The organism is Aminobacter sp. GW821-FHT11F06, assembly GCF_058808215.1.
Map to the genome: position 1 here is coordinate 383,872 of NZ_JBXARL010000004.1, position 24,070 is coordinate 407,941.

At 63.8% G+C, this 24,070-nt stretch carries 22 protein-coding genes; 4 read left to right on the forward strand and 18 right to left on the reverse strand.

What is annotated here, in order from left to right; translation table 11 throughout:
* Positions 1-145 precede the first annotated feature (145 nt).
* The gene (locus tag AC1RTB_RS13285; RefSeq protein ID WP_492878358.1) at positions 146-505 is read left to right on the forward strand and encodes a septal ring lytic transglycosylase RlpA family protein; all 360 of its coding nucleotides are present in this window, start codon (positions 146-148) and stop codon (positions 503-505) included.
* 49 nt (positions 506-554) lie between these two features.
* Here the strand turns inward: AC1RTB_RS13285 and AC1RTB_RS13290 are convergent, their stop codons facing one another.
* The 6 genes from AC1RTB_RS13290 to AC1RTB_RS13315 form a co-directional block, all read right to left on the reverse strand.
* Positions 555-1,613: a D-alanine--D-alanine ligase family protein gene (locus AC1RTB_RS13290; protein WP_492878356.1), complete on the reverse strand. Its 1,059-nt coding sequence runs from the start codon at positions 1,611-1,613 to the stop codon at positions 555-557.
* 130 nt (positions 1,614-1,743) lie between these two features.
* Positions 1,744-2,613 (reverse strand): SMP-30/gluconolactonase/LRE family protein, encoded by an 870-nt coding sequence (locus AC1RTB_RS13295; RefSeq protein WP_492878354.1) that lies wholly within the window; start codon positions 2,611-2,613, stop codon positions 1,744-1,746.
* Position 2,614: 1 nt separating this feature from the next.
* Positions 2,615-3,250, reverse strand: a complete 636-nt coding sequence (locus tag AC1RTB_RS13300) for a 2-dehydro-3-deoxy-6-phosphogalactonate aldolase (protein WP_492878352.1) — start codon at positions 3,248-3,250, stop codon at positions 2,615-2,617.
* Entirely contained in the window at positions 3,247-4,194 is a 948-nt protein-coding gene (locus tag AC1RTB_RS13305; RefSeq protein ID WP_492878350.1) for a 2-dehydro-3-deoxygalactonokinase, read from the reverse strand. The genes AC1RTB_RS13300 and AC1RTB_RS13305 overlap by 4 nt, the downstream gene beginning before the upstream one ends.
* On the reverse strand, positions 4,191-4,958 hold the full coding sequence (locus AC1RTB_RS13310; protein ID WP_492878348.1) for an SDR family NAD(P)-dependent oxidoreductase: 768 nt from the start codon (positions 4,956-4,958) through the stop codon (positions 4,191-4,193). Before AC1RTB_RS13310 ends, AC1RTB_RS13305 begins: the two co-directional genes overlap by 4 nt.
* Before the next feature lie 128 nt (positions 4,959-5,086).
* Entirely contained in the window at positions 5,087-6,430 is a 1,344-nt protein-coding gene (locus AC1RTB_RS13315; RefSeq protein WP_492878347.1) for a putative bifunctional diguanylate cyclase/phosphodiesterase, read from the reverse strand.
* 300 nt (positions 6,431-6,730) lie between these two features.
* Between AC1RTB_RS13315 and gshB the strand changes: the two genes are divergently transcribed.
* Complete coding sequence (gene gshB / locus AC1RTB_RS13320) at positions 6,731-7,672, forward strand: glutathione synthase (RefSeq protein ID WP_492878345.1); 942 nt, start codon at positions 6,731-6,733, stop codon at positions 7,670-7,672.
* Here gshB and cml read toward each other — a convergent pair whose 3' ends face one another.
* Together cml and AC1RTB_RS13330 are read right to left on the reverse strand one after the other, a co-directional pair.
* Entirely contained in the window at positions 7,673-8,887 is a 1,215-nt protein-coding gene (gene cml / locus AC1RTB_RS13325) for a CmlA/FloR family chloramphenicol efflux MFS transporter (protein WP_492878343.1), read from the reverse strand.
* 255 nt (positions 8,888-9,142) lie between these two features.
* Positions 9,143-10,189, reverse strand: a complete 1,047-nt coding sequence (locus AC1RTB_RS13330; protein ID WP_492878340.1) for a diguanylate cyclase domain-containing protein — start codon at positions 10,187-10,189, stop codon at positions 9,143-9,145.
* Positions 10,190-10,454: 265 nt separating this feature from the next.
* On the opposite strand from AC1RTB_RS13330, the gene AC1RTB_RS13335 reads away from it, so the two are divergent.
* Positions 10,455-11,987 carry a YifB family Mg chelatase-like AAA ATPase gene (locus AC1RTB_RS13335; RefSeq protein ID WP_492878338.1) on the forward strand — a complete coding sequence of 511 codons (1,533 nt, stop codon included), beginning with the start codon at positions 10,455-10,457 and terminating at the stop codon, positions 11,985-11,987.
* Positions 11,988-12,271: 284 nt separating this feature from the next.
* On the opposite strand, the gene AC1RTB_RS13340 is transcribed toward AC1RTB_RS13335, so the two are convergent.
* From AC1RTB_RS13340 to dnaK, 8 genes are all read right to left on the reverse strand, one after another.
* The gene (locus AC1RTB_RS13340) at positions 12,272-12,838 is read right to left on the reverse strand and encodes a transglutaminase-like cysteine peptidase (RefSeq protein ID WP_492879006.1); all 567 of its coding nucleotides are present in this window, start codon (positions 12,836-12,838) and stop codon (positions 12,272-12,274) included.
* A gap of 254 nt (positions 12,839-13,092) precedes the next feature.
* On the reverse strand, positions 13,093-14,364 hold the full coding sequence (locus AC1RTB_RS13345) for a polyhydroxyalkanoate depolymerase (protein ID WP_492878337.1): 1,272 nt from the start codon (positions 14,362-14,364) through the stop codon (positions 13,093-13,095).
* A 293-nt stretch (positions 14,365-14,657) separates the two neighbouring features.
* A complete protein-coding gene (locus AC1RTB_RS13350; RefSeq protein ID WP_492878335.1) occupies positions 14,658-14,945 on the reverse strand; it encodes a DUF1330 domain-containing protein in 288 nt (95 codons plus the stop codon).
* Positions 14,946-14,968: 23 nt separating this feature from the next.
* Positions 14,969-15,667, reverse strand: coding sequence for an orotidine-5'-phosphate decarboxylase (gene pyrF, locus AC1RTB_RS13355; protein WP_492878332.1), 699 nt, complete (start codon positions 15,665-15,667; stop codon positions 14,969-14,971).
* Positions 15,664-16,260, reverse strand: a complete 597-nt coding sequence (locus tag AC1RTB_RS13360; protein WP_492878330.1) for an NADPH-dependent FMN reductase — start codon at positions 16,258-16,260, stop codon at positions 15,664-15,666. Before AC1RTB_RS13360 ends, pyrF begins: the two co-directional genes overlap by 4 nt.
* 90 nt (positions 16,261-16,350) lie before the next feature.
* Positions 16,351-16,956 carry a phospholipid N-methyltransferase PmtA gene (pmtA, locus tag AC1RTB_RS13365; RefSeq protein WP_492878328.1) on the reverse strand — a complete coding sequence of 202 codons (606 nt, stop codon included), beginning with the start codon at positions 16,954-16,956 and terminating at the stop codon, positions 16,351-16,353.
* Positions 16,957-17,055: 99 nt separating this feature from the next.
* Positions 17,056-18,189, reverse strand: coding sequence for a molecular chaperone DnaJ (gene dnaJ / locus AC1RTB_RS13370; RefSeq protein ID WP_492878326.1), 1,134 nt, complete (start codon positions 18,187-18,189; stop codon positions 17,056-17,058).
* Between the two features lie 199 nt (positions 18,190-18,388).
* On the reverse strand, positions 18,389-20,311 hold the full coding sequence (dnaK, locus tag AC1RTB_RS13375) for a molecular chaperone DnaK (RefSeq protein WP_476788214.1): 1,923 nt from the start codon (positions 20,309-20,311) through the stop codon (positions 18,389-18,391).
* A 215-nt stretch (positions 20,312-20,526) separates the two neighbouring features.
* Between dnaK and AC1RTB_RS13380 the strand changes: the two genes are divergently transcribed.
* Positions 20,527-21,636 carry a zinc metalloprotease HtpX gene (locus AC1RTB_RS13380; RefSeq protein ID WP_492878324.1) on the forward strand — a complete coding sequence of 370 codons (1,110 nt, stop codon included), beginning with the start codon at positions 20,527-20,529 and terminating at the stop codon, positions 21,634-21,636.
* Positions 21,637-22,038: 402 nt separating this feature from the next.
* Here the strand turns inward: AC1RTB_RS13380 and AC1RTB_RS13385 are convergent, their stop codons facing one another.
* Positions 22,039-23,010 (reverse strand): complex I NDUFA9 subunit family protein, encoded by a 972-nt coding sequence (locus AC1RTB_RS13385; RefSeq protein ID WP_492878322.1) that lies wholly within the window; start codon positions 23,008-23,010, stop codon positions 22,039-22,041.
* A 139-nt stretch (positions 23,011-23,149) separates the two neighbouring features.
* On the reverse strand, positions 23,150-23,608 hold the full coding sequence (locus tag AC1RTB_RS13390; RefSeq protein WP_492878320.1) for a DoxX family protein: 459 nt from the start codon (positions 23,606-23,608) through the stop codon (positions 23,150-23,152).
* Positions 23,609-24,070 lie beyond the last annotated feature (462 nt).

A 24,070-nucleotide genomic window follows, 5' to 3' on the forward strand; every position in this document is an offset into this window, starting at 1 on the left:
CAGAGCTCCGTGATCTGACAGACTGTTACCCTGAGACTCCAAACGTGTGCGCCTGCCATGGAACCGCCCGACGGTTGCCCCATTCGCTGCCACATTTAGGTTGAAACCGCTCCGCGTGTGCAATCAACGGAGTGTTAACCAGAAGATGAAGAGCGCCAAGCCCGCGATCGCGGCGGCCACTATTGCCGCCAGCATGATGTTTTTAGCCTCCACCGGCACCGCCTCGGCCCAATGCGGCGGCGCATCCTGGTACGCCCTGACCTCGAAGACAGCGTCGGGCGAACGCATGAATCCATCGGCCATGACCGCAGCGCATCGTTCGCTTCCCTTCGGCACCAAGCTCAGGGTGACCAACCAGAAGAACGGCAAGAGCGTTATCGTGCGCGTCAACGACCGTGGCCCCTTCATCAAGGGACGCGTGCTCGACCTGTCCAAGGGTGCCGCCCAGCAGATCGGCTTTGTCCAGTCCGGGCACACCTCCGTGTGCATGGAACGCCAGAGCTGACGCGCCGCGCATCTTTTGAGATGCGCAAAGGATGTAGAAGTACTTTGAATTACCGGAGCAGACGGCGCGCCGCCGTCTCGGCCATCGCCTCAGCGAGGCCGAGCTGCCACTCGGTCTGGCAATAGGCCCGGAAATCGAAGCACGGCAGGCCCGGGCAGACCTCGAATTCGATGAGGTGGACGGTGTCGTCGGCCTCGACGCGGAAGTCGAGCGAGAAGACGTCGCGCAGGCCAAGCACCGCCATCAGCTTCGCCGCGATCTGCCTGATTGTTTCTGCCGCGCGCGGTTGGATCGAGGCGACAGTCACCAGTTCGGGCTCGGCATAGTGGCCCGCGTCCTTGGCGGCCGTACCCGTGTCGCCGTAAAGCGCCATGCTGTCGGCCATGGTCTGGAAATCGCCGCCTGAATCGACAAAGACGATGCCCAGCGTTTCGGTCCCGGCATCGGGATCGACCGCCAAAAAGCTCGCCCGCACATTGCGGCCCGCCACATAGGGCTGCACGATGACGTCGTCGCGATAGGCGCCAAATACCCGGCGACCGAGCACAAGCGCTTCCTCCGCCACGCGGCAGCGCGAATCCTCCCAGATGCCGATCTTGGCGCCGAGCCGGTTCGGCTTGACGAAATAGCCTGACGACGAGGCCGGTGGCTCGACCAGCCACTTGCCGCCGCGTGCCAAGCCGGCCTGTGGCACGGGCAGGCCGAGGGCAGCGAGCACAGCACCGGCGCGGAACTTGTCCTGGCACAAAGCAAACAGGGAATCGTCGGCGCCGATGGTGGCGAGCCCGTTGAGCCGGGCGAGGGCAGGTGCTGCACCGCCGCGAAAATAGGCGATGCCGTCGGTCAGCGTCCAGACAAGGCTTGTCTGGCGGTCACAGGACGCTAGCGCCTCCGCCGCATCGTCGAGTTCGACGGCCCGAAAATCGAAGCCGCGTCGCACGCAGGCCTCGGCGAGGGCACCGAACTCGGGCGCCAGGTCGGTCGACTGCGCCAGATAGGATGATATCTCGGTCGCCGCCTTGTGCGAAAAACCATCGGCCAAGAGCCGGTCGAGGCAGGCGCGCTCCGGTTCATGGACAAGGATAAGCGTCGATCTCTGTCCGGTCATCGGGCGATTGTCCTGCTGTCATGCGAGCCGACACGCGAGTCGCATCGCCATCGCCTAACAATCGCATCCAGCCAGCGCCAGGCTTGCCGGAAAACCGACCTGTTGCCATCGCCTGGGCGACAGCCAAGCCTCAGATCAGAACATTGGGCTCGTGCCGCCCATTGACCTTGATATCAAGCAGGAACGTCTTGCCGGCATGCGGATCAGCACCGCGCGCGGCGTCATCCATCCCTTCCCAGGCCGAGGTCACCGCCAGCCGGTCGGCGCCAGCACCCACGAAGGCCGGGCATGACGCCTGCGACGCCGGCACCGGCACCGAGCGCAGCAGGCTTCCGTCGGGCGCATAGGCGTCCAAGCGGCTACCGCCCCAGCAGGCGTTCCACAGCACGCCGTCGCGGTCGACCACCGAGCCGTCGATGCCGCCCTTTTCACCACGGCGGTCGACAAACAGTTTTGGCTCGCCCAACGGCAGGCCGGTGTCGGGGTCGCAGTCCAGGCGATAGAGCAGGTTGGTTGCGGTATCGCTGTAATAGGCGGTCTTGCCGTCGGCGCTGAAGCAGATCGAATTGGGGATGCTGATCGCCGGGAAGAGCAGCCTGAGCTCGCCACGGAAATACCAGTAGATGGCGCCCGCTCCCGCCTCGGCCTTCTTGCCCATGGTGCTGAACCACAGGGCACCGCACGGATGAACCCGCGCATCGTTGGAACGCGTTGCCGTGTTGGATGCCTCGACTGACATATGCGGGCTCAGCTTGCCGGTCGCGGCATCGCGGATATGCAGGCCGGTCTCGGTCAAAAGCAGCTGGCGTTCGCCGTCGATCGTGGCAAGCGCGCTCGCCCTTTCGCTAAACTGGTGCACCTTGGTCGCGCCACCCGACAGCTTCTTTTCCAGCATGCGGTTGGCCAGGATGTCGAACCAGTAGAGCGTGTCGGTCGCGGGGTCGTAGGTCGGCCCTTCGCCGAGCTCGCAGGCCTCTTCGGACAGGATCACAGCAGTCATCTCACGCTCCCTTGCCTATGGCGTCCCAGCCGGCCACAGCGGCCCGCGCACGCGCACCGACATCGGCAGCAGCCATGCCGGGCTTGTAGAGGCTCGAGCCGAGGCCAAACAGCTGCACGCCGACCTTGGCATAGGCCGCGAAGTCGGCCTCCGACACGCCGCCGACGACGCCGACCTGCGTCTCCTTGGGCAACACCGCGCGGATCGCCGCAATGCCGCCGGTGCCAAGCACGCTTGCGGGGAAAAACTTCAGCGCCGATGCGCCAAGCCGCAGCGCCAGAAATGCGTCGGTCGGCGTGAACACGCCGGGCATCGTCACCATCTTGTGCACGGCGGCGCGGCCCATCACCTCGGCATCGATATTGGGACTGACTAGCAGCCGGCCGCCGGCGTCGTTGAGCCGGTCGACATCCTTGGCCCACACCACCGTGCCGCCACCGACGAGTGCTGCCGGCAGCGCCTTGGCCAGCAGCTCGATCGAGCGAAACGGATCGGGCGAATTGAGCGGCACCTCGATCGCCTCGATGCCGGCGTCGAAGACCGCGCGGCCGACATCGAGCGCTTCCTCAGGCTTCAGGCCGCGCAGGATGGCGACCAGTCCACGGCCAAGTCTCGGGAAGGGCGCTGTCATGGTCATTGGGCTGCTCCGTCAGGCAACATCTTGTTGCGGCGCGCTGCCGCCACCAGGCCCGCCAGCACCGCCTGATCGGCATCGGCGATCTTCACCGCGATGCCGTCAAGTGCCATGGCTTCGGCATAAAGCGCGCCCAGCGATCCCGACACCACCAGGATGACGGGTGCGCCGCGCCGGCCAAAACGCCTGACAGCCGAGGCGATCTCGGCACCGATCAACAGGCCCGAAAGTGCCGCCGCCGCATCGTCCTGGCTCAGCCCGTTCAACAGACCGGCGGCACGGATGCCAAACAGCCGGGCGCCGATATCACCGTCGAACAGCGCCTCCTGGCACCAGTCGCGAAACACCTGATTGTCAGGGGCAATTGCGGCCGGCTTGTCGCCGATCGAATGGCGCAGGATCGAATGCTGAGACAGCACCGAAAACATCTCGCCGGTGGGCCAGGTGCCGAAGCCCTGGATAGCGCCACCTTCGGCAATGACCCATTTCGAATGCGTGCCGGGCATGCACACGACATGGCTGCCCGAGCCGATCAGGCTGGCCACGCCGGCAAGCTGGGTTTCTTCACCGCGCATCACGTCGGGCGTGCGCGCGCTGCGCTGGGCAAGCCCCGGCACGATGCGGATATCGCGGCCGACGCCGGGCACAGGCACGGCGGCGCCGAGAATGTCGGCCAGCGAGGCCGGCACATCGACATAAGGCGCTTCGATCCAACCCTGGCGCGCACCGGCCATGCCGCAGACGATCGCCGGCAATCCGGCTGGTGCCCCCATCTCCTGGAGATGGCGGTCGAGCACGACGGCAAAACCCTTGTGCTGGGCCACCAGCAAGCCTTCGTCGCTGCGTCGCTCGTCAACCACGGTGCCGGAGGCATCGAGCAACCACACGCGCAGCCGCGTCGTGCCCCAGTCGACGGCGGCAATCGCTGCCTTGGATGTCGCGCTCACAAAATTCCTCCATCGACGATCAGCGTTTGCGCCGTCAGCATTTTCGAAGCGTCCGATGCCAGGAAAAGCACGGTGCCGACCATGTCTTCGGGCAGCATCATGTCGGGGATGCACTGCCGGGCAATGTGTTCGTTAAGCGAGGTCTCGGTCACCCACAGCGCGCGCTGGCGTTCGGTGATCACCCAGCCCGGCGCTACCGCATTGACCCTGATCCTGTCAGGGCCATAGCGGCCGGCAAGCCCCTTGGTCAGCCCGACGATCGCGGCCTTTGCCGCCGTATAGGCCGGCATGGTGCCGATGTTCAGCATGTAGGAGGTCGAGGTGAAATTGATGATCGAGCCGCCGCCGGCGGCCGCCATGCCGGGTGCTGTCGCCTGGATGGTGAAAAAATGCGGCCTGATGTTCACCGCCTGGTTGGCGTCCCAGCTTTCGGGTGTGACGTCGGCGACTTCATGGCGGGCGTCGTTGGCGGCGTTGTTGACCAGCACCGTCACCGGCCCGTGTGCTTCGACCGCGGCAGCCACCGCGCTGCGCAACTCGTCGATATCGCTGAGGTCGGCGTGCAGGAAAAGCGGCCTGTTTCCGGTCGCCAGTTCAACGCGGTCGCAAAGTGCCCGGCTCGGTTTCTCCGCGATGTCGATGAAGGCAACCTTGGCGCCCTGAAGGACAAAACCTTCGGTCAGCGCCGCACCGATGCCTGTGCCGCCCCCGGTGATGAGCACCGAGCGGCCTTCGAGGTCAGGAAATCGCGCCGATGGCATCATGATCGCTCCCCGCATCGTGCCCGCCTTCGACACGGCGGAGCACGCCTCCGTATTAGAGCGGGCAGGGCAAAAGGGGAACCGGATTTTGTGTGCGTTGGGCGTTCGATCTTGCGCGGATGCGAACCGGCTCAGATCGCCCGGGCGTAGACCGCGCCGCGATGGGATTCGCGGAGGTAGCCGAGCGTCGCATCGGCGTCGGCTGGGCGGCCAAACAGATAGCCTTGCCCGCCAGCACAGCCGAACTGCACCAGGCGTTCGGCCTGTGCTTCGAGCTCGATGCCTTCGGCAACGACATCCATGCCGAGGCCCTCGCACATCGCCAGGATAGCACGGATGATATGTTCGGACGGGCGGTCTTCGAGGATCGAAGCGACAAAGGCGCGGTCGATCTTGAGCTTGTCGAAGCGGAACTCGCGCAGGCGTCCGAGCGACGACTGGCCGGTGCCGAAATCGTCGAGCGACACGCGAATGCCGACACGACGCAGATCCTCGACGATCTTTGCCGCCGAGACCGGGTCGGTCATCAGGCCGGTTTCGGTGATCTCGATCTCAAGCCGGCGCGGATCGAAACCGGTACGTTCGAGGATCGACAATATATGCAACCCGGTGTTCTGGTCGACGAGCTGCGATGGCGAAAGATTGAAGGACAAGAACATGTCCTTTGGCCAGCTGCGTGCCGCTTCCGCAGCCTTCCGCAGCACCAGCTGCGACAGGGGGCCGATGATGCCGCGCTCTTCGGCGATGGGGATGAAAACGGCTGGCGAAACGGATCCGAGATCGCGGTCGGTCCAGCGCGCGAGTGCTTCGAAACCGATGGTGCGGCGGCTGTTGAGATCGACGATCGGCTGGAAATACGGCGTCACCTCGCCAGCTGCAACGGCGCGGCGCAGCGCCTGCTCGATGCGGGTGACGCGCTTGGCCGCCTCTTCCATCTCGCGGGTGTAAACGACAACACGGCCACGGCCCGAGCGCTTGGCATGGTAAAGCGCGGTCTCGGCCTTGCGCACCAGGGTTTCGGTGGTGTCATCGGCGGAATGAAATAGCGAGCAGCCGACCGAGGCCGACAGGCGCGCCGTGCGCTCGCCGACATCGTAGGGTGCCGACAGGATTTCGATCAGCATGCGTGCCTTTTCGGCGGCCGCGTCCTCGGAAAACACCAGCGGGTAGAGGAAGGCGAATTCGTCGGCGCCGATGCGCGCCACGGCCGAATTGCCCTCGCAAGCAGCCTGCAGGCGCATCGCCACCTGGATCAGGATGTCGTCGCCGGCACGGTGGCCGAACAGGTCGTTGATCGGCTTGAAGCCGTCGAGATCGAGTATGCCGACGGTGAACGGGGCAGGGTCCTCGGCGCGGTCGCCGATCAGGCGCTCGACCTTGTCGAAGAAGCGGCGCTGGTTGCCGAGCCCGGTCAAGCCGTCGGTGAAGGCCAGATCCGACGTGTCCCTGTCCGAATGGCTGACGCCGAATGACATGCTTGGTCTCTGTTCTGCTCAAGTTTGAATCGTTGCAGGACACTGCCAGCAAAGCGTTTAGGAATTGTATTCAATTTGCCTGCCTGTCCGGATTTCGACACCGCGTCGAAACTGGTTTCACGCATGCTGGTTTCGCCTCGCCCGCCAGTGCTTTCGGTGTCGCATTGGGCCAGATCGCGGCGCCACAACGTCTCCCGCCATTGCATAAGCCCGCCAAATTGCTACATCCTCGTCACCAAGCACGCGACCGGTCGTCGGTCGCCGCGTCAACACCATCGACCAGCCGCGCCGGAGACCTCCATGCCGCTCAAGATCGCCGTCCAGATGGACCACATCTCAACCGTCTCCATCGCCGGCGACACGTCGTTTGCGCTGTCGCTTGAGGCCCAGCGGCGCGGCCACGAGCTCTACCACTACACGCCCGACCGGCTGTCGCTGCGCGACGGCAAGGTTTGCGCCCGCATTGAAAAGCTCGAAGTGCGCGACATCAAGGGCGACCACTTCACGCTCGGCGAGCCGGTACGCACTGATCTCTCCGAGATGGACGTGATCCTGCTGCGCCAGGACCCGCCCTTCGACATGAACTACATCACCACCACCCACATCCTCGAACGCATCCACCCCAAGACGCTGGTGGTCAACGACCCGGCCTGGGTGCGCAACAGCCCCGAAAAGATCTTCGTCACCGAGTTCGGCGACCTGATGCCCGAAACGCTGATCACCAAGGACCCGCAAGAGGTCGCGGCCTTCCGCAAGGAGTTCGGCGACATCATCGTCAAGCCGCTCTATGGCAATGGCGGTGCCGGCATCTTCCATCTGCACGAAGCCGACCGCAATCTCTCCTCGCTGCTCGAAATGTTCGGCCAGATGTTCCGCGAGCCCTACATCGTCCAGCGCTATCTCAAGGACGTGCGCAAGGGCGACAAGCGCATCATCCTGATCGACGGCGAGCCTGTCGGCGCCATCAACCGCGTGCCCGCCGAGCACGACGCCCGCTCCAACATGCATGCCGGCGGCCGCGCCGAAAAGACCGAGTTGACCGAACGCGAGCGCGAAATCTGCGCCCGCATCGGCCCGTCTTTGCGCGAACGCGGCTTCATCCTTGTCGGCATCGACGTCATCGGCGACTACATGACCGAGATCAACGTGACCTCGCCGACCGGCATCCGCGAGGTCAAGAAGTTCGGCGGCGCCGACATCGCCGCCCTGTTTTGGGACGCGGTGGAGGCGAAGCGGGCCTGATCAGCCCGCCTCGACCTCAAGCACAGGCTGCCGCATTTGCAGCAGCCTAAGGGCGCTCAGCGTCACCAGAGCCATGACCGCGCAGTAGGCGACGAGCGGCCACGCCGTGTCGCCGCCCAGCACAACCACCGCAAGCGTGCCGACGATGCCGACGACAAGGCTCTGGACGCAGAAATAAAGTGCGACGGCGGTGCCGGCGACATCGCCGAATGCCTGGAGCGCGCCGTTCGCCGTCACCGACCCGGTGAAGACGATGCCGGCCGAAATCACCCACATCGGCACAACGAAGCTCCAGAACGACGGCGGGGCGAACAGCTGTCCCACGGCCAGCAGGGTGGCACCGAGCAGCAGCATCGCCATGCCCCTGACAAGGCTGCCTGATATGCCCCATTTCGCGACGAACCGCTTGGCAAAACGCGTCGTCACGATCATCGCAACCGCTGCCGTGGCGAAGGCAAGGCTGAAGCCGATCTGGGAAAAGCCGGCCCGGTCGATCAGTACGCGCGGCGCCGTCGAAAAGAAGACGAAGAACGCCCCCATCGCGGCACTGAAACCAAGCGTATAGACCCAGAATGCAAGGTTTCCCAGGATAGGCCGGAAGGCCGGACGCGACGCGGTCAGCGTTGCCGGGAGCGTTTCATCCCATCTTGCCAGCGCATTCGCCGTCGCCGCCAACGCCAGGACGCCGAGCATCAAGAAGATCGCCCGCCAGCCCAAGCCATCCGCGATCAACGCGCCGGCGATCGGGCCGAGTGCCGGCACGCAGGCCAGCATGGCGCTGAACAGGCCATAAATGACGGCACTTTCCGGCCGCTCGGCATAGACGTCGCGAACCGTGGCAAACGTCGCCACGAGCGCTGCCGACGCTCCCAATGCCTGCAGCACGCGCAGCGCGACAAAAGCGGCGGCATCGGACGTGCCGGCGAGCAGGAACGACGCCACCCCAAACAGCAGCGCGCCTGATATCAGCACCGGGCGCCGGCCGATCCGGTCCGAGATCGGACCGAACACGATCTGCCCGAGCCCAAGAACGATCATGTACAGGCTCAGCGTCAGCTGGATGACCGCTGGCGTGGTGTCGAGGATACCAGGCATCGCAGGGACGACCGGGAGATAGATATCCATGGCCAGCGAAGCCAGGATGTCGAAGGGAGCCATCAGCAGCAGTGCCGCTGGCAAGGAATAATTCCACGTTGGAGAGTTATGATTGGGCATGACTAGGCATCCGCTCAAATGAGATTCATTTGGCGGCGATCTGCCACTCAGGTACCTATGGAAATGACCGGACAGACAGCCGCAACAACGTCTTGAAAAGTTGCTGCGGCCTATTTGTCTGCGGACTTGGCAGTGCCCATGTTCGTCTCGCGGATGGCGCGTGCGCCTTGGGAAATCAGTGGTTCCATTACCAGCCTGATTGGCCCGGAACAACCCCTGGTCGGGATGGAAGCCGCATGCTGTCGCCGGCCCAGCTCAGGCGGCGCGATGGTTTTGCATGCTCACCGCGTCGCTTGCCTTGAAAATCCTGAACGTGTTTCGCCCTCCGGCCTTGGCGGCATAGAGCGCGGTGTCGGCCTGGACGAGCAGCTCGGACGGCGTGCCCTCGACAGACAGCGCGATGCCGACCGAGGCGCCGAGCCTGAGCGGCCTGCCGCAATGATCGACGGGCCTGCCGAGCTTTTCGATGATGTTGCGCGCGAGTTCCGAGATCGCCGCCAGGTCGAAATGGGGTCCGGCCAGCACAGCAAACTCGTCTCCGCCGATCCGCGAAACAAGTTCCGCATCGACACACGCATCCTGAAGTCGTCGTGCCACTTCCTTGAGGCACTCGTCGCCCACGACGTGGCCGAAGGTGTCGTTGATCTGCTTGAACCCGTCGAGATCGACCAAAAGCAGCGCGCCGAGCGCCGGCAGCTCAAGGGTGCACGCGGTCAATTCCGATAGCTTCTGCTGGAACTGGCTGCGGTTGGCCAACCCGGTCATGACGTCGAACTCGGCCAGATAGCGCGTCTGGTCGGCCAGGATCTTCTCTTCGGTGATGTCCTGCTTCATGCCAAAGATGCGAACGGCGACGCCGTCTTCGCACTCCACGGTGGCGGTGATCCGTATCCAGCGGCGATTTCCCTTCGCCGTCACGATCTCGGCATCCAGGCCAAAACCGCTGCGCTCCTCGATCGCTTTGCTGCGCCGCGCGTGCAGCTCTGCGACCGATTGCGGCGTATAGCATTTCAGGGTCTCGCCTCGGTCGAGGGCCGAGCCGCGTGGAAGATCGAAGATGTCGTAGACGACATCGGTCCAGTGAAGGGACTGATCGGCAAGGTTGCATTGCCATACGCCGATCCTGGCGGCAGCCGAAGACCTGTCGAAGATTTTCTGGCTGTGCGCAAGCGAAGCCGTTTGCGTGCGGATGAGTGCGGCCTGCGCCGCCAGCTCCGCCTTGAGCCCGGCGATCATGGCCGCGTCACGCCGCCGGCGAACACCCAGCCGCCCGATCGATTGCTTGGACAGCCCCCGCTGCATGATGAAGCTCAGTCGCCTTCTTTGATGATGCGCCCTACATTAGCGCACAAGCACTTAAAATTTTCTATCCGGTGCAGCCGGGGCATTCACGGGCCTGGGACGCAAAAGCTTCCATGCCGAAATGTCCCGGTTCTGCAGACTGAGGCAATGCCTGATATGTTCTTGAATTGTTCTTGTGTCGCTCTGCAATCTATGCTTGTCTTGAGTTAGGTCATCGACGACCTGATCGCGCGGGCGAGGGGTAGCGTCTCGCGGAGGGGGTAGCATGGTTTCGCGCGTGCGCACGGTCGCGTTCCAGGGCATCGAGGCGGTTCCTGTCGACGTGCAGGTGATGATAGCGCCTGGTAAGGTCGGCATGCATATCGTCGGCCTGCCCGACAAGGCGGTGGCCGAAAGCCGCGAGCGGGTGCAGGCGGCGCTGCATGCCTCGGGCCTGTCGATGCCGGCCAAGAAGGTCACCGTCAATCTCGCGCCCGCCGACCTGCCCAAGGAGGGCAGTCATTACGACCTGCCCATCGCGCTTTGCCTGATGGCAGCACTTGGTGCGCTGCCCGGCGATGCGCTCGCCGCCTATGTCGTGCTCGGCGAACTTTCGCTTGACGGCACCATATCGGCGGTGGCTGGCGCTCTGCCGGCGGCAATCGGGGCGAATGCCGAAGGCAAGGGGCTGATCTGCCCGGCGGCCAGCGGGCCCGAGGCCGCCTGGGCGGGTGCTGACATCGATATTCTCGCGCCGCGCAGCCTGATCGCCATCGCCAACCATTTTCGCGGCACGCAGGTCCTGTCGCGGCCGGAGCCTGGTATCCGCGCGGCGGCGCGCGACCTGCCAGACCTCGCCGACATCAAGGGCCAGGAGAGCGCCAAGCGCGCGCTTGAGGTGGCTGCCGCCGGCGGCCACAATCTCCTTATGGTCGGGCCCCCAGGTGCGGGTAAGTCGATGCTGGCGGCGCGCCTGCCATCGATCCTGCCGCCACTGTCGCCCAAGGAACTGCTCGAAGTCTCGATGGTCGCTTCGGTCGCCGGCGAGCTCGCCGAGGGCAAGCTCACCGACCGGCGGCCATTCCGTGCGCCGCATCACTCGGCCTCGATGGCTGCGATGGTCGGCGGCGGCTTGAGAGCCCGGCCCGGCGAGGTGTCGCTCGCCCATCACGGCGTGCTGTTTCTCGACGAACTGCCGGAATTTACCCCGCAGGTGCTCGATTCCCTGCGCCAGCCGCTCGAAACCGGCGAATGCATGATCGCGCGCGTCAATCACCGCATCACCTATCCGGCACGAATCCAGCTGATCGCCGCGATGAACCCGTGCCGCTGTGGCATGGCCGGCGAGCCCGGCTATCGCTGCCTGCGCGGCACGCGCTGCCAGAGCGACTACCAGGCGCGCATCTCCGGCCCGCTGCTCGACCGCATCGACCTGCGCATCGAGGTGCCTGCGGTTTCCGCTTCCGACCTGATCCGCGGCGGCAAGTCCGAGGCAAGTGCCGATGTCGCCGCGCGTGTCGCCCGGGCGCGCACGCTCCAGCGCGAGCGGCTGGAGCGCCATGGCGTGACCAACGCCACCACCAACGCGCAATGCGCCGCCGGCCTGATCGAAGACATCGCGACGCCCGATGCGGCGGGGCTATCGCTACTCAGGGACGCCAGCGAAAAGCTCGGCTTTTCCGCCCGCGCCTATCACCGGGTGCTCAAGGTCGCGCGCACGCTTGCCGATCTCGACGGCAGCGAGACCGTCGGCCGCATCCATCTTGCCGAAGCGATTTCCTACCGCATCGCCTCGGAGCGCATGGCCCAGGCGGCATAAGCGAGGGCACCAATGGCGCCGCAGCCTATGCACGCATATCGCCGCGCAGGGGAGGGTGGCAGGTGAAAGGTCAAGGGCAGGGGTGAGACGCTGAAGGTTGCCCTGCCACTTCCGTGCAACCAGGCGCGGCCTGGGCGCTTTGTGTGGCTGCGGTCGCGCGGCAACCAGTTGGCTCTGGGGACATGGCGCGCGCGAAAAAAAATCCGCGCCATGTCACTGGGCCTGCTTGCCGCCGCCCGCCACAGGGCGAGCGGCGGTGGCAGCTGTGGCCGGGTCGGGAAACCTTACTTGACCGAGCCGACCAGCGTCGGCTGGCCTTCGCGGATGGACACCCAGCGGCCGGTGTTTTCCGTCGACTGGCGCTTGAGGTAGCTATAGCCGGTCTCGTCCCACTGGCGCACGGTGTCGGTCAGATTGTCGAGAATGAAGTCGCCCTTGGTGGTGCGCACGGTGAGCACCGCGTGGCCCTCGCCGTCGGGCTTGCGCACCACGGTGATCAGCAGATCGGACAACGGCACGCCTTCGCGGTTCAGCGTGCGGCGCTTTTCGAGCACATAGTCCTCGCAGTCGCCGACGCCATTGTCCGGATAGGCCCAGACCTCTTCGCGGCCATAGATGTCGATATCGTTCATCGGCTTGATCGCCGCGTTGACCGCGACATTGACGGCGACGATCTTGCGCCACAGCGCGCCGGTCAGCTGTTCCGGCCCTGTGTCGCGCGACTTGATCGAGCATTCGGCCGGATTGAGGCGGCAGAAATCATAATGGCCGATCGGCTGCGAGGTCAGCCCGCCGGTGACCATCGGCTCGGACGCCAACGCTGCCCCAGCAGACAATACAACGCCCGCCATCAGCCCGAAAAACAAACCAGTACGCCCCGCCGCGCACCGTACGCCTGTTGCGGAAATCATCTGCCCCGCTCGCCCCATTACATCGTTAACAAAACGTTAAGGTCGAGGGGCGTGCTGAGTCAATCAAAGCTCGCGGGAGATTGCAGACATGGTTACCGCCGCTGTCGCCAAGCGATAATTCTGCAACAAAACGACAAAGGCCCGGCGTTTTGCGCCGGGCCTCCTGTGGACAAGATCAATATGGCTGGAAGCGGTCAGGCCCCGCGCACAAGCCGCGGCTTGGTCGCCTTGCGCGCGGTGGCACCATAGCTGGTGATGAAGTCGACGATGCGCGGCACGATCTCGGCGCGGAAGCGCGAGCCATTGAACACGCCGTAATGGCCCACCGCCGGCTGCATATAGTGCGCCTTCATGTCGTCGGGGATGTTGATGCACAGATCGTGTGCGGCCTGGGTCTGGCCAAGGCCTGAAATGTCGTCGTTTTCGCCCTCGACGGTGAACAGCGCCACGTTGCGGATCGCCGATGTGTCGACAAGCTGGCCGCGATGGGTCATCTCGCCCTTGGGCAGGGAGTGGCGCACGAACACAGTATCGACCGTCTGCAGGTAGAATTCGGCGGTCAGGTCCATCACCGCCAGATATTCGTCATAGAACTCGCGGTGCTTGTCCGCGCCATCGCCGTCATTCTTCACCAGCTGCATGAAGAAGTCCTTGTGGGCGATGATGTGGCGGTCGAGGTTCATGCTCATGAAACCCGACAGCTGCAGGAAGCCCGGATAGACATCGCGGGCGAAGCCGGGCGCCGGCCAGGGCACCTGCATAATGACGTTGTCGCGGAACCACTCGATGCTCTTCTTTTCGGCCAGCTCGTTGACCGCGGTCGGGTTGCGGCGCGTGTCGATAGGCCCGCCCATCAGCGTCATTGTCGAGGGCGCAAAACGGTCGCCGCGCGCTTCCATCACCGCGATCGCCGCCAGCACCGGCACCGAAGGCTGGCACACCGCCATCACATGGGTGTCCGGTCCCAGCGCATGGAACATGTCGATGACATAGTCGATATAGTCGTCGAGATCGAACTTGCCTTCGGTCACCGGCACCATGCGCGCATCGGCCCAGTCGGTGATGTAGACGTCGGCATGCGGCAGCATCGCCTCGACAGTGCCGCGTAGCAGCGTCGCATAGTGGCCCGACATCGGTGCCACGATCAAAAGCTTGGGATCGGGACGGCGTCCCTCCGGCAGCGCGCGTTCGAAGCGGATCAGGTTGCAGAATGGCCGCGACCAGGCGACCTTCTCGGTCACCGCCACCGGCTGGAAGTTGACCACCGTCTTGTCGAGGCCGAATTGCGGCTTGCCATAGCGGCGCGTGGTGCGCTCGAACAGCTCGGCCATCGCCGCCACCGAGCGGCCCAGCGGCATGTGCGAAAACGGGTTCAGCGGGTTGGAATAAAACAGCTTGACGGCGTCGGCATAGGCGCGCGCCGGCTGCAACGCAGCGTGTGTCGATTCATAAAACTGGTAAAACATGATGTCCTCATACGGCCATTCGGGGAGGCGAGCCGGCCGGAGGCCCGTCATGCAATGCAGCGAAGGTAACAAACATCTGCTGCGATGCAATATCTCACTTGGTGTGAAACAGGGGCATTCTTTAGTCCAAGCTGTTGAAAAACCGTTTCCACTGGCGCCGCCGGCTTAGCATCGGCCGGTCTTGACGTTGTGCGCTGCGGTAAATCAGCGAATCAGTCTTTTGGCCGCGCGAAGACTTCCCTCTGGGCCTGATAGCCCAAAGGAAGGCGGCAATCCTTGGCGATGCAGTAGTGCTAGATGCCCTCGACCAGCATGATCTCGCCGTCGGCGAATTGCTGGCGGATCGACTTGGCGTGCTGATACTCCGGCGAGAAGTAGCAGTTGCGCGCATCCTCCATCGAGGCGAACTCGATGATGACGTTGCGGGCGCGGCCCGGTCCCTCGACCGCCTCATGGGTGCCGCCACGGGCGATGAACTTGGCGCCGAAACGTTCAAAGGCCGGCTTTGCGGCGGCGACATAACCCTTGTAGCCCTCGGGGTCGCGTACATCGACGCGTGCGATCCAATATCCCTTGGTCATTGTTTTCTCCCCGACGCCGTGCTTCAGGCCGAAGCCATTTCTTCGAGGATAGCCTGTGCGGCAGCCCGCCTGTCAACAGCGCCGACGATCGGGCGGGCGACGACGAGATGGCTTGAGCCGTTGCGGATGGCGTCCGCAGGCGTGACGACGCGCTTCTGGTCGCCATGGTCGGAGCCCGCGGGGCGGATGCCCGGCGTCACCACGGCCATGTTGGGCCCAACGATGCGGCGCACGGCGGAGGCTTCGCTGGCCGAACAGACGATGCCGCCCATGCCGGCATTGAGCGCCTGTTCGGCGCGGTGCAGCACCAGCGTATGCGGGTCGAACTCATAGCCCGCATCGATCATGTCCTGCTCGTCCATCGAGGTCAGAACGGTGACCGCCAAAAGGCACAGCTCGCTGCCCTCGGCCGCCTTGACCGCCGCCTTCATCGCCTTGGGATAGGCATGCAGCGTCAGCATGGTCATGCCCATCTTGACGATGTTTTCGACGCCCTTGGCCACCGTGTTGTCGATGTCGAGAAGCTTCATGTCGAGGAACACCTTGGTGCCCCCGCTCGCCAGTTCCCGGGCGAAATCGAGCCCGCCGGCAAAGGCGAGCTGGTAGCCGATCTTGTAGAAATTGGCCGTGCCTTCGAGGTCGCGCACTGCCTTTTCCGCTTCCTTGACGGTCGGCAGGTCGAGCCCGACGATCAGTCGGTCGCGCATCGCTTCGATTGTCATGCTTCGTGCCTCCGCGACAGCAATGCCGCCCGTTCGATCAGGGTTTGGCACAGCTGTTCCATGCCCTTTTGCAGGCGTTCCTCGCGGAAATCGCCACTATCGTCGAAGGCTTCGGCGCCAAGCGGCACTGAAACCTGCGGCGAAATCACGTCCATCTGGATATGCGAAAGCACCGCGCGCAGATGGTTGGCGCTGCGTATGCCGGCGAAATGGTCGTCGGAAGACGAGCAGATGGCGACCAGCTTGCCGGGGTAGGGAAGAAGCCGCCTGCCGCCGTCGCTGTGGACGCGGCTGACCCAGTCGATGGTGTTCTTCAAAAGCGGCGGCATCGAACCGTTATATTCGGGCGTCGCGATCAGCACCGCATCATGCGCATCGATCAGGCGCGCGAGCTTGACGGCGTTTTCCGGCACGCCTTCGAGCTCTTCGAGGTCCTCGTTCATCAGCGGCAGCGGATAGTCGGCCAGTGAGATGCGCGTCACGTCCGCGCCCTGCAATGCCAGTTCTTTCTGCGCGATATCGGCCGTGCGGCCGCTATAGGCTCCGGTCCTGGTCGAGCCGGCAAAGACAAGAATTCTGGGAATTATAGGCATCATCCATCCTGTTGCACGCCCGACCGGGGCGCGTTCAACATCATGGCGACGGGTATAGGAGCGATCAGCCCGTCAAATCAAGCAGGCCGCTCAGTGCTTGGCGCGGCGGTAGACCCAAAGCTGCGTCGGCGGGATGTTGCGGATGATGAAATCGAAATGCTCGACTGTGTAGTTGCCAAGCCCCGGCGGGATCGGCGATTTCGGCCCGTAGGTAAGCTGGATCACAGGCCGGCCGGCTGGGATGCGCTTGAGCAGGCCTTCGAGATAGGCGACGCGGCTGGTGACCGGGAAGTTGAGCAGCGGCACGCCTGAAACCACGGAATCGAAGATCAGCTCGCTCTTGTCGCCGAGCGTCCTGTCGAGGTCGAAGGCGTCGCCCTCGATGACATTGACGCGCGGATACAGGCGCCGCAGGTGCTGGACGAAATCGGCTGAATATTCAACCGTGTAGAGGTCCTCGGGTTTCACGCCATGGGCCAGGATGGCCTTGGTGATGACGCCTGTGCCGGGGCCGACTTCCAGAACCGGCAGCCCCGAATGAGGGTTGACGACCGAAGCCATGCGCTTGGCGGTGACCGAACTTGTCGGCACGATCGAACCGACAGCCTTGGGCTTGTCGATCCAGCCCTTGAAGAACTTCAGCTCGTCGTCGAACTTGGCCGCAAGGGTTTTGCGCAATCCGGAACCGCGTGACATCGCTTCGATCTCCTCACCGCTGCTGCGCGAGAAATAACAGCAAAGTGGCCCAGCGCAAGCGGAAAGCTGGCTCAATTTCCGCTACGGCAGAAACAATTTTCACTTGTCCCCGAACGACTCAAAAAAGTCCTTCATGCGCGAGAAGAAGCCGCTCGATTGCGGCGAATTCTCGGTCGAGGACAGTTTTTCGAATTCTTCGAGCAGTTCACGCTGGCGTCGCGTCAGGCTTTGCGGCGTCTCGACCGCTGTCTGGATATAGAGGTCGCCGACCTGCGGCTGGCGCAGGATCGGCATGCCCTTGCCCTTGAGCCGGAACTGGCGCCCGTTCTGGGTGCCTTCAGGCACCTTGACGCGCGTCTGGGTACCGTCGAGCGTCGCCACCTCGAACGAGCCGCCAAGGGCTGCCGTGGTCATCGAGATCGGCACCTTGCAATAGAGGTCGGCGCCGTCGCGCTGGAAAAATTCGTGCGGCTTGACCGACAAGAAGATGTAGAGGTCGCCCGACGGGCCGCCGCGCAGGCCCGCTTCGCCTTCATTGGCAAGGCGGATGCGGGTGCCGTCTTCGATGCCCGAGGGAATGTTGACCGACAGCGAACGCTCTTCGGTGACGCGGCCCTGGCCGGCGCACTTGCCGCACGGATCCTTGATGGTCTGGCCGCGGCCCTGGCACTGCGGGCAGGTGCGTTCGATCGAAAAGAAGCCCTGGCTCGCGCGTACCTTGCCGTGGCCCTGGCACATCGAGCAGGTCACCGGCTGGGTGCCGGCCTTGGCGCCGGAACCCGCGCATTCGGTGCACAGGATCGAGCTCGGCACACGAATTTGCGCGGTCTTGCCGGCAAAGGCCTCTTCGAGCGTGATTTCCATGTTGTAGCGCAGGTCGGCCCCGCGCTCCCGCCCGCCCGACGAGCGGCGACGGCCACCTCCCATCATGTCGCCGAAGATATCCTCGAAGATGTCGGCGAAACCGCCGGCGCCAAAGCCCTGGCCGCCGCCATTGCCCATGCCGCCATTTTCGAAGGCGGCATGGCCGAAGCGGTCATAGGCGGCGCGCTTCTGGGGGTCCTTCAGCGTCTCGTAGGCTTCGTTGATTTCCTTGAACTTGTGCTCGCACGCATCGTCGCCCGGATTGCGGTCGGGATGGAACTGCATGGCGAGCTTGCGGAAGGCCGACTTCAGCTCCTTCTCGTCAGCGCCCTTTTGAACGCCCAGCGTTTCGTAGAAATCAGCTTTCATGTCTTCCCGCTGCCCGGATGCTCAATGTCTTGTGTGGCATTGCTTGGCCGGTTCTTGTCTGACGACAGGCTTCCGATTTAGTGAGCCGGAAGCCCCGATGCCAGAGTTGGCGCGGCCTTCGCCGCATTTTTTCGATTCGGGTTGCAAAAAAGCCCGGCCAAACCGCCGGGCTTTCTTGTCAGAGCCTCGAAATGGGCACTTAAGCCGACTTCTTCTTGGTCTTGTCGTCGTTGTCGTCGATTTCTTCGAAATCGGCGTCGACCACATCGCTGTCCTTGGCCGCATCGGCAGCGGCGTCGGATTCAGCCGCTTCCTGCTGCGAAGCCTCATACATGGCCTGGCCGAGCTTCATCGAAGCTTCGGCAAGCGTCTGCGACTTCGCGTTGATCGCCTCGACGTCGTCGTTCTCGGTGGCGGTCCTGAGGGCTGCGATCGCATCCGAAATCGCGGTGCGGTCGGCCTCGGTGACCTTGTCGCCATACTCCTTGAGCGACTTTTCGCTGCTGTTCAGCAGGCTCTCGGCCTGGTTGCGTGCCTCGACAAGCGCGCGACGCTTCTTGTCGGCGTCAGCATTGACCTCGGCGTCCTTGACCATCTTGTCGATGTCGGCGTCCGACAGGCCGCCAGATGCCTGGATCCGGATCTGGTGCTCCTTGCCGGTGCCCTTGTCCTTGGCCGAGACGTTGACGATGCCGTTGGCGTCGATGTCGAAGGTCACTTCGATCTGCGGCACGCCGCGCGGTGCCGGCGGAATGCCGACAAGATCGAACTGGCCGAGCATCTTGTTGTCTTGCGCCATTTCGCGCTCGCCCTGGAAGACGCGGATGGTCACCGCCGACTGGGAATCCTCAGCCGTCGAGAAGACCTGGCTCTTCTTGGTCGGGATCGTGGTGTTGCGCTCGATCAGGCGGGTGAACACGCCGCCCAGCGTCTCGATGCCCAGCGACAGCGGGGTCACGTCGAGCAGCAGCACGTCCTTGACGTCGCCCTGCAGCACGCCGGCCTGGATCGCGGCACCAAGTGCAACCACCTCATCGGGGTTGACGCCCTTGTGCGGCTCCTTGCCGAAGAACTGCTTCACGATCTCCTGGATCTTGGGCATGCGGGTCATGCCGCCGACAAGAACCACTTCGTCGATCTCGCCAGCCTTGAGGCCGGCATCCTTGAGCGCTGCCTTGCACGGCTCGATCGTGCGCTGCACCAGGTCGTCGACAAGCTGCTCGAACTTGGCGCGCGAAAGCTTCAGCGTCAGGTGCTTGGGGCCGGTGGCGTCTGCCGTGATGAAGGGCAGGTTGATCTCGGTCTGGGTCGTCGACGACAGCTCGATCTTGGCCTTTTCGGCAGCTTCCTTGAGGCGCTGCAGGGCAAGCTTGTCGTTCTTCAGGTCGATGCCTTGTTCCTTCTTGAACTCGGCCGCCAGGTACTCGACCAGGCGCATGTCGAAGTCTTCGCCGCCCAGGAAGGTGTCGCCGTTGGTCGACTTGACCTCGAACACGCCGTCGCCGATCTCGAGCACGGAAATATCGAAGGTACCGCCGCCAAGGTCATAGACGGCAATGGTCTTGCCTTCGGTCTTGTCGAGGCCATAGGCAAGCGCTGCCGCAGTCGGCTCGTTGATGATGCGCAGCACTTCGAGGCCGGCGATGCGGCCGGCGTCCTTGGTTGCCTGGCGCTGGGCGTCGTTGAAATAGGCCGGAACGGTGATGACGGCCTTTTCGACCTTCTCGCCGAGATAGGCTTCCGCCGTTTCCTTCATCTTCTGCAGGATCATCGCCGAGATCTGGCTGGGCGACTGCTTCTTGCCGCCGGCCTCGACCCAGGCGTCGCCATTGTCGCCATTGACGATCTCGTAGGGGACAAGCTTCTTGTCCTTTGCGGTGACCGGATCGTCATAGCGGCGGCCGATCAGGCGCTTGACCGCAAAAACAGTGTTTTCAGGATTGGTGACCGCCTGGCGCTTGGCCGGCTGGCCGACGAGACGCTCGCCGTCGCCGCTGAAGGCGACGATGGAAGGGGTCGTGCGCGCACCTTCCGCGTTCTCGATGACTTTCGCGTCCTTGCCGTCCATGACGGCGACGCAGGAATTGGTCGTTCCCAGGTCGATACCGATAACTTTTGCCATTTTTATATCTTCTCTCCGCTAAGCAGGCTGTCTGGACCCATAAAGGCGTTCCAACGAAAGCCCCTGTTCACAAGAAATTCCGCTCCGGACACCGGTTTTCCGGGCCGAAGCGGTGTTGCGGCGTATATAAGAACAGGCTTCTGGCAGCGCAAGCGTTCTGCAACTTTCCGTGCAGGGGACTCGGCAAAAGCCTGTGGCAACCTCATATTCCATGTATGGGCGAGCCGCATTCCATCAATCTCCTCGAACACCGCCGCAATCACGCTGTCAATGCGCTGCAGACGTGGCTGCTCGGTGCCGGCAGCCTGCTTTTGCTCGCCGTGACCGCCTGGGCCTTCGCCGGCGGCACCGGCATTCTTTATGCGCTGGTTTTCGGCGTGGTGTCGATGTGGGCGGTGCGGCGCATCAGCCCGCAAATGGTCCTGTCCATGTACAAGGCACAGCAGGTGACGCCTGCCGATTTCCCCACCGGCTTCCGCATCGTCGAGGAGCTTGCCCGCCGCGCCGAATTGCCGGCGACACCAAAACTCTATGTCATCCCCTCCAAGACGATGAACGCCTTTGCCGTGGGCCGCCGTAGCGATGCCGCCATCGCCGTCACCGACGCGCTCGCCCGCACACTCACGCCGCGCGAGCTGGCGGGTGTTCTGGCGCATGAGATCAGCCACATCGCCCATGAGGACGTGAAGGTCATGGCTTTCGCCGACATGGTGTCGCGCTTCACCTCGTTCATGTCGACGGTCGGCCTGTTTTCGCTGTTTTTCAATATCTTCGGCGTGGCCGGCGGTTTCCGCCCCCAGGTGCCCTGGCTGGCTATTTTGGTGCTGCTTGCCGCGCCCACGGTCGGCGGGCTGTTGCAGATGGCGCTGTCCCGCACCCGCGAATTCGATGCCGATCTGGGGGCTGCCGCGCTCACCGGCGACCCCGACGGGCTCGCCTCGGCCCTGACCAGGCTCGAGCGCGCCCAAGGCAGGCTGTGGGAAAATATCCTTCTGCCGGGCGGCCGCAGTCCTCACCCCTCGGTGCTGCGTAGCCATCCGCTGACCGCCACGCGTATCGCCCGGCTTAGGGAACTGAGGCGCACCGACATTGCCGACGAGCGTGTCGCCGGCGACCCGGCCGGGCTTCAGCACGTCCCGCGAGCCTCGATGATCCCCAAGATCCGCGCCCACCCCGGCACCTATCTGCCGCATGGCGCGCGCGGCTTCATCAATGCCGCCAACACCGATTTCGCCGACGACACCCGACCGGCCTGCGACACACCGATCAACCCGCCCAACTCCGCCCCCCGCATCCGCGTCACACGTGGCGGGGTGTGGTGGTGATTTTTTTGGCGGGCGTGGAGAGGTTTTCCACGGGCCGCGAGGTTTTTGTTTGGAACGCTGCTGCTGGCCTTCTGAAGCTTTGGGCGCTTTCGCGCCCCCCTCTGGCCTGCCGGCCATCTCCCCCACAAGGAGGGAGATCAGGCCTTCATCGGCGTTTCGGCCAATCACCAACGTTACAACGCTTGCTCGTTGCGAACTCGCAGGATGAGCGCCGCCGTGGACGCGACTAATCTCCCTCCTTGTGGGGGAGATGGCCGGCAGGCCAGAGGGGGGCAACGTAGGGCTCACGCCGGCAGGCGAGGATCAATCCAAAAAGCCGGATGAGGGCTGCCTACCCCTTCGCCCCGCGAGTCCCTGCGGCAGGAGGGCGGCGAGGACGTCCCTACCGCCCTCGGATCGCGCTCAGGCTTCCCGGCGGGTGAACTGGCCGGCGTAGCGGTAGCGCCAGAGATAGCTCGGCAGGATCGAGGCGGTGGATTTGGGCGCGATGCCTGTGGCGGCGATGGTGCGGCCCTCGTCTTGTGCTGCCTTCGACACGACATTGTCGGAGCGCAGCAGCATGACCTGGTCCTTGGTCAGAAGGGGATTGGGCAACAGGCCGAGCACGGAGGCCTGCAGGTTTGCCGCCCACCATGGCATGGGCATCAGGATGCGCTTGCGGTCGATGACCTCGAGCATCTCTTCCATGCACTGCTTGAAGCTCAGCACCTGCGGCCCGCCGAGTTCATAGATCGAGCCGCGCTCGACCTTGCCGTCGACGGCACGCGCAACGGCTTCGGCGACGTCGCCGACATAGATCGGCTGAAACAGGGTTTCGCCACCGCCAATCAGCGGCAGGACCGGCGAGAAACGCGCCATGTTGGCGAAGCGGTTGAAGAAGCCATCCTCAGGTCCGAAGACGATCGACGGGCGATAGATGACGGCGTCCGGCATAGTGTCCAAAACGGCCTTTTCGCCGCGCGCCTTGGTCTGGGCGTAGAGGGAACCGGAGTGGGCATTGGCACCGAGCGCCGAGACATGGGTCAGTGAAGCACCGACAGCGCGTGCGGCTTCGGCAACGGCGCGGGCGCCGAACTCATGCACCGTGGAGAACCGCTGGCGGCCACCTTCATGCAGGATGCCGACGAGATTGATGACATGCGATGCGCCCTGGACGGCGCGGTCGACCGACCAGCGTACGCGCAGATTGGCCTGGACCGGCTGGATCTGGCCGACATTGCCCAGCGGTTGCAGGTGGAAGGCGAGATCGGGGCGGCGGCAGGCGACCCGTACCAGATACCCGCGCTGAGCCAGCGCCCGTACGACATGGCGGCCAAGGAAGCCGGAGCCGCCAAATACGGTCACGAGTTCAGGGGTCTGCAGAATTTCGGTCATCACTGGCTCCGGTCGCCAAAGGGGCATGGGATGTAGCGTTTCTTAGCCCGTTTCGCGAAAAAGGCAATCATCGACGCTACCAGCGGAGCGGCCCGCGCCGAAGTGGCGCGGGCTTGTGGTTTGCCTTGGGAGGCTGGTTCTAGAATTCGCGGCCGAGACGCGCGTCGACCGAGTGGCGGTTGCCGCCGCGAATGGCGAAAAACAGGAAGATCGCGGCCCAGATGATCGACTTCTCAGCGCCCTGGTAGCCCTGGCTCATGGTGACCCAGTGGAACCAGACAGTGACCAGCAGAACGAACATGGCAGCGAATGCGGCCGGACGCGTGAACAGGCCGATGACGATCAGGATGCCGCCGAAGAACTCGGTGCAGGACAACAGCAGCGACCAGAAGGCGCCGGGATAAAAGCCCATGCCTTCGACCATTCCGGCAGCACCGAACGGGTCGGAGATCTTGCCGAGGCCATGCGTGACCAGGGCTGCGCCGGCAACGACGCGCAGGATCGTTTCGGCGGAATCATGCAGGTTCGAATAAAGGCCGCGAAGCGCGGGAATGAAAAGGCGGCGGCCGGAATTTTCGGTCGTCAGGGTCAAGGACATGTCTCCGTTTGCGGGGCTATGCATGATAAAAATGTTGCAATGCACCAACGCTGCAAAGGTTGCGTCACGGTCAAGTCAACAAGGTTTGATAAAAAGATGATTGACAAGGTCAGGTTTGTAGCCTGACCCCGTCCGAATGCGTTCCGGCGGTTGATTGGCTTGGTCGCGGCGGGAAAGGCTTCATTGGGAGTGAGAAAAACTTGGCTGGGCTATTCTGAGCCGCCGTTTATCTCACAAACGTCACGGGCATGGATCCCCGGGATCTGCGCCGCTCGCTGCGCTCGCGCTTCGACCCGAGGATGACGGATGAGTTGGTGCCGTGGCCAATGGCAGACGCCGGAGATTGGCGGGACTACCGATGGCTTGGTTGCGGCGCGGGGGATTGGAGTGAGAAAAACTTGGCTGGGCTATTCTGAGCCGCCGTTTATCTCACAAACGTCACGGGCATGGATCCCCGGGATC

Excerpts from the sequence above, each read along its gene's own strand:
- AC1RTB_RS13285 (WP_492878358.1), top strand. The coding sequence starts at position 146 with ATGAAGAGCGCCAAGCCCGCGATCGCGGCGGCCACTATTGCCGCCAGC.
- AC1RTB_RS13290 (WP_492878356.1), bottom strand. The coding sequence starts at position 1,613 with ATGACCGGACAGAGATCGACGCTTATCCTTGTCCATGAACCGGAGCGC.
- AC1RTB_RS13295 (WP_492878354.1), bottom strand. The coding sequence starts at position 2,613 with ATGACTGCTGTGATCCTGTCCGAAGAGGCCTGCGAGCTCGGCGAAGGG.
- AC1RTB_RS13300 (WP_492878352.1), bottom strand. The coding sequence starts at position 3,250 with ATGACCATGACAGCGCCCTTCCCGAGACTTGGCCGTGGACTGGTCGCC.
- AC1RTB_RS13310 (WP_492878348.1), bottom strand. The coding sequence starts at position 4,958 with ATGATGCCATCGGCGCGATTTCCTGACCTCGAAGGCCGCTCGGTGCTC.
- AC1RTB_RS13315 (WP_492878347.1), bottom strand. The coding sequence starts at position 6,430 with ATGTCATTCGGCGTCAGCCATTCGGACAGGGACACGTCGGATCTGGCC.
- gshB (WP_492878345.1), top strand. The coding sequence starts at position 6,731 with ATGCCGCTCAAGATCGCCGTCCAGATGGACCACATCTCAACCGTCTCC.
- cml (WP_492878343.1), bottom strand. The coding sequence starts at position 8,887 with ATGCCCAATCATAACTCTCCAACGTGGAATTATTCCTTGCCAGCGGCA.
- AC1RTB_RS13330 (WP_492878340.1), bottom strand. The coding sequence starts at position 10,189 with ATGCAGCGGGGGCTGTCCAAGCAATCGATCGGGCGGCTGGGTGTTCGC.
- AC1RTB_RS13335 (WP_492878338.1), top strand. The coding sequence starts at position 10,455 with ATGGTTTCGCGCGTGCGCACGGTCGCGTTCCAGGGCATCGAGGCGGTT.
- AC1RTB_RS13340 (WP_492879006.1), bottom strand. The coding sequence starts at position 12,838 with ATGGCGGGCGTTGTATTGTCTGCTGGGGCAGCGTTGGCGTCCGAGCCG.
- AC1RTB_RS13345 (WP_492878337.1), bottom strand. The coding sequence starts at position 14,364 with ATGTTTTACCAGTTTTATGAATCGACACACGCTGCGTTGCAGCCGGCG.
- AC1RTB_RS13350 (WP_492878335.1), bottom strand. The coding sequence starts at position 14,945 with ATGACCAAGGGATATTGGATCGCACGCGTCGATGTACGCGACCCCGAG.
- pyrF (WP_492878332.1), bottom strand. The coding sequence starts at position 15,667 with ATGACAATCGAAGCGATGCGCGACCGACTGATCGTCGGGCTCGACCTG.
- AC1RTB_RS13360 (WP_492878330.1), bottom strand. The coding sequence starts at position 16,260 with ATGCCTATAATTCCCAGAATTCTTGTCTTTGCCGGCTCGACCAGGACC.
- pmtA (WP_492878328.1), bottom strand. The coding sequence starts at position 16,956 with ATGTCACGCGGTTCCGGATTGCGCAAAACCCTTGCGGCCAAGTTCGAC.
- dnaJ (WP_492878326.1), bottom strand. The coding sequence starts at position 18,189 with ATGAAAGCTGATTTCTACGAAACGCTGGGCGTTCAAAAGGGCGCTGAC.
- dnaK (WP_476788214.1), bottom strand. The coding sequence starts at position 20,311 with ATGGCAAAAGTTATCGGTATCGACCTGGGAACGACCAATTCCTGCGTC.
- AC1RTB_RS13380 (WP_492878324.1), top strand. The coding sequence starts at position 20,527 with ATGGGCGAGCCGCATTCCATCAATCTCCTCGAACACCGCCGCAATCAC.
- AC1RTB_RS13385 (WP_492878322.1), bottom strand. The coding sequence starts at position 23,010 with ATGACCGAAATTCTGCAGACCCCTGAACTCGTGACCGTATTTGGCGGC.
- AC1RTB_RS13390 (WP_492878320.1), bottom strand. The coding sequence starts at position 23,608 with ATGTCCTTGACCCTGACGACCGAAAATTCCGGCCGCCGCCTTTTCATT.